The sequence below is a fragment of the Tahibacter caeni genome, from assembly GCF_024609805.1.
GTDB lineage: Bacteria > Pseudomonadota > Gammaproteobacteria > Xanthomonadales > Rhodanobacteraceae > Tahibacter > Tahibacter caeni.
In genome coordinates this window covers 1-3,820 of the sequence record NZ_JANFVR010000399.1, presented here as the reverse complement: position 1 = coordinate 3,820, position 3,820 = coordinate 1, and the positions used below count along the sequence as shown (strand labels likewise).

General features: G+C 70.1%; 4 protein-coding genes. 2 read left to right on the top strand and 2 right to left on the bottom strand.

Features of this window, described 5'->3' with window-relative positions; genetic code table 11:
- Both NON22_RS21515 and NON22_RS21510 read right to left on the bottom strand, forming a co-directional pair.
- On the bottom strand, positions 1-1,449 hold a 1,449-nt coding region (locus NON22_RS21515), incomplete at its 3' end, for a HAMP domain-containing protein (protein ID WP_257389047.1).
- Positions 1,436-2,104 (bottom strand): cupredoxin domain-containing protein, encoded by a 669-nt coding sequence (locus NON22_RS21510; RefSeq protein ID WP_257389046.1) that lies wholly within the window; start codon positions 2,102-2,104, stop codon positions 1,436-1,438. The genes NON22_RS21515 and NON22_RS21510, both read right to left, overlap by 14 nt.
- A 174-nt stretch (positions 2,105-2,278) precedes the next feature.
- On the opposite strand from NON22_RS21510, the gene NON22_RS21505 reads away from it, so the two are divergent.
- Positions 2,279-2,560: a polyhydroxyalkanoic acid system family protein gene (locus NON22_RS21505; RefSeq protein ID WP_257389044.1), complete on the top strand. Its 282-nt coding sequence runs from the start codon at positions 2,279-2,281 to the stop codon at positions 2,558-2,560.
- Positions 2,561-2,645: 85 nt separating this feature from the next.
- Positions 2,646-3,820, top strand: a 1,175-nt coding sequence (locus tag NON22_RS21500) for a patatin-like phospholipase family protein (protein WP_257389043.1), incomplete at its 3' end; no start/stop codon positions are given.

Genomic DNA, 3,820 nt, shown 5'->3' with positions numbered 1-3,820 from the left:
CTGCGGCCCGCTGAACGCAAGCGTCCAGCGCGCGCCGGGCCCGCGCAGGCACAGCGCGCCGGCCGCCGTCGCGGCGGCGCCCAGGCGCGCATCGATCGCGCTGCTGCCGTCGACGACCTGTTCGGGCGCGGTCTGCGCCGGCAGGGTCAGCAGCTGGCGGTATTCGAGACCGAGCAGCACCGCGTCCTCGCGCCGCGGCGGCGTGGCTGCCGGCAGCGGCTGGGTGTGCACGGCCAGACCCGAGCCCTCCTGGCCCGGCTCGGGCAGGAAGCGCGCGAGATTGCCGACATAGCCTTCCATGTCGCTCTTCTCGCGCAGGTCCGACAGCAGCGAATCGAACGCGCGCGACAGCCGCGCGAGCTCGTCGCTGCCCTGCGTGCCCAGGCGTGTCCGGAAATTGCCGGCCGCGGCCTGCTCGGCCGCGCTGGCCATGGCCGAGACCGGCCGCAGGATGCCCTTGGAGATCAGGTACGACAGCGGCAGCGCGAGCAGCAGGGTGATCAGACCGCCGAGCAGCACGCTGTTGAGGATCGCACGATAGCTCGCGACGACCTGCTCGGAGGACGCCAGCACCATGACCTGGCCGAGGTCGGCCGCATCGGCCGCGGCCGTCGGCGCGAGCCGCGCGACCCAGTCCTGGCCGCCGAGATCCAGATGATGGCCGCCGGTCGCGGCCGTCGGTGCCGGCAGGCTGCCGCCCGCGACCAGCGCTTCGCGCAGCTGGCCGGCCTGCGGCGCCTCGAGCGAGCTCGCGACGAGCGCAGGCTTGCCGGCGACCGGCATCCAGAACGCGATTTCCGCGCCGCTGACCTGCGCGACCTTGCGCGCGAGCGCGTCGTCGACCGCCTGGGCGAGCAGCAGGTAGCCGACCACGTTCTGGTCCTGGGCCAGCGGCACGATGGCCGCCTGGTACAGCTTGTTGGCCAGGCGCCAGTAGCCGCTGAGCGGCCGCGCCTCGGCCAGCGCCGGCGCGACGAGCGGATCGCCGGCCAGGGATTCGGTGAAGGCTTCGGTCTGGTCGGTGCGCGCAAGCACCTCGCCCTTGCCGTCGAGCAGTATGCCGAGGCTGAAGCCGATGTCCTTCTGCCGGTCGCCGAGCAGGTCGCGCATGGACATGGTGTCGGGCGCCGCGTCGCCGCCGAGGCCCGGCAGGTTGCTCGCGCTGTTCGCGTCGGCGATGTATTTGACGAAGCTCGCGTCGGAGGCGACCAGGCGCAAGCTCAGCTCCAGCTGTTCGAGACGGTGCTGCTCGAACTCGCGCTGGGCGGCCTCGCTCGTGGTCAGGGTCTTGCCGATCGCGCGGTCGGCGATGCGCTTGCCCTGCACGTAGGTCACGACGATTGCCGCGCTGACGGCGAGCAGGATCAGCAGCGCCGTGGCGAGAAAGAAACGGATTGCGAGCGGCAGCGCGAATCCGGCCTGGCGCCGCGGAGCCTCAGTAGCCGCCATCGCTGCTCCTGCCGTAGGGTTTGCCGAATTTGTTCATGTGCGGCGGGATCTTCTTCTGCGCGAGCTCGAGCGTGACCGCGAGCGGGTCGGTCTTGCCCGCGACGAGGGACTGATGCCACGGCGTGGCGCGGTCCAGCCAGACCACGAGGTCGCCGGTGCCGGCCGGCAGATCCTTGAGCTTGAAGCGGCCCTGCGCGTCGGGGCGCACGAAGTACGGCGTGTCGAGCACGAGGATGTGGCCGACCATCGAGTGATGCACGTTGCAATAGACCCGCACGTAGCCCGCATGATCGAACCGCTGCGCCTTGCCTTCGCCCTGGCCGTACAGACCGATGTCGAAGCCATTGTCTTTCGAGGTCGAGAACGCGTTGTGCAGGATCGGGTCCTGGTTCGGGAAGCGCACCTCGCTGCCGACCGTGATCGGCAGTATCCGCGGCGAGAACTGCTTGCGCTGCGTGACCATCTCCAGCGGCTGCCCGGCCGGTGCGACCGCGGCCGGCGCGGCGGGCCGGAAATACACCACGGCCTCGGCGGCCTCTTCGGGACGCAGCGCCTTGCCGTCGAGCATCAGCGTGATCTGCCCTTCGATCGTCGCGGACCACGCGGCGCAGGGCGCCAGCGCGACAGCTGCCCACAGCAGCGCTCTCAGATGCACGTGCCCCACCCCATGTCCGTTTCGCCGCCGGCGAGGCGGCCCGCTTGAAAGACGCTCCCCGGGCGCCAACCTGATCGCATGCGGCACTGCGTCACGCCGACTGCGCGGTCTCGGGCATCATAGTGCAAAGCTCCCGGGCCACAAGCCTGCCAACACCAACTGCGGAACCCAGCAATGCCGTCGATCGATATACGCCACAAGCACGCGAAACCCGTAAAAGAAGCCAAGGTCGCCGTGACCGAGGTGGCCGAGGAAATCGCGAAGAAATTCGACCTGACCTGGGGCTGGAAAGGCAACACCCTGCATTTCGAGCGCTCGGGCGTGAATGGCAAGATCGCGCTGGAGAAAGACCAGGTGCACGTCACCGCCGAACTCGGCTTCCTGCTGTCCATGCTCAAGCCCGCGGTCGAGAAGGAAATCGAGAAGCGTCTCGTGCAGCACTTCGGCACGGCCTGAGCACCGCCGCCTACGACCAACGGCCAGCCCCGCGACCGGCGGCGCGTGACTACAATCCGGCCGATCCCCGCCATTCCGGAACACCATGCTCGTCATCCAGGCCGCCGGCCGGCCGCCCAAGCCGCGCCGCAATCCCCGCATAGGACTGGCCGTCGCCGGCGGCGGTCCGCTCGGCGGCATGTACGAGCTCGGCGCACTGCGCGCGATCGAGGAAGCCACGCAGGGCCTGGCGCCGAACGACCTCGACGTCTACGTCGGCGTGAGCTCGGGCGCGTTCGTCGTCGCGGGCCTGGCCAACCGGCTGAGCCCGGCCGAGATGTGCCGGATCTTCCTGACCAACGAATCGCAGGAAGCGCGCTTCCGCCCCGACGTGTTCGTGCAGCCGGCCGTGTTCGAGTACCTGCGCCGCGCCTGGCGCGCGCCCGGCGTCATGCTCGACTGGCTCGCCGACCTCGCGCGCCATCCGCTGCAGCAGAGCGTCACCGACAATCTCATGCGCCTGGGCCGGCTGCTGCCGACCGGCGTGTTCGACAACGAGGCGATCGAGCTGTTCCTGCGCGGCATCTTCACGCGCAACGGCCGCAGCAACGATTTCCGCACTCTCGCCAGCAAGCTCTACGTGATCGCCGTGGAGCTCGACAGCGGCCGCATCGTGCGTTTCGGCGCGCCGGGCTTCGACGACGTGCCGATCTCGCGCGCGATCCAGGCGAGCTCCGCCCTGCCCGGCCTGTATCCGCCCGTGCGCATCGGCGATGCGTTCTACGTCGACGGCGCGCTACAGCGCACCCTGCACGCCTCGGTCGCGCTCGACGAAGGCGCCGACCTCGTCATCGGCATCAATCCGCTCGTGCCGTTCGACGCGAACCGCGCCGACGCGGCCGGCGGCCGCATCGGCAGCCTGATCGAGCTCGGCCTGCCGGCCGTGCTGTCGCAGACCTTCCGCACCCTGCTGCAGTCGCGCATGCAGGCCAGCCTGTCCAAATACCGGCGCCACTACGAGAACGCCGACGTCGTGCTGTTCGAGCCGAATCCGGACGACGTGCAGATGTTCTTCACCAACGTCTTCAGCTACGACAACCGGCTGCAAGTCGCCGAGCACGCCTACCGGGCGACGCGCGCCGACCTGCGCGCGCGGCGCGCCGAAATTGCGCCGGTATTCGCGCGCCACGGCCTCGCGCTGAACCAGTCCGTGCTCGACGATGCCGGGCGCACCTTGCGCGACGCGCTCGGCGCCGCGCCGGCGCCGCAGAGCGCGGCGAC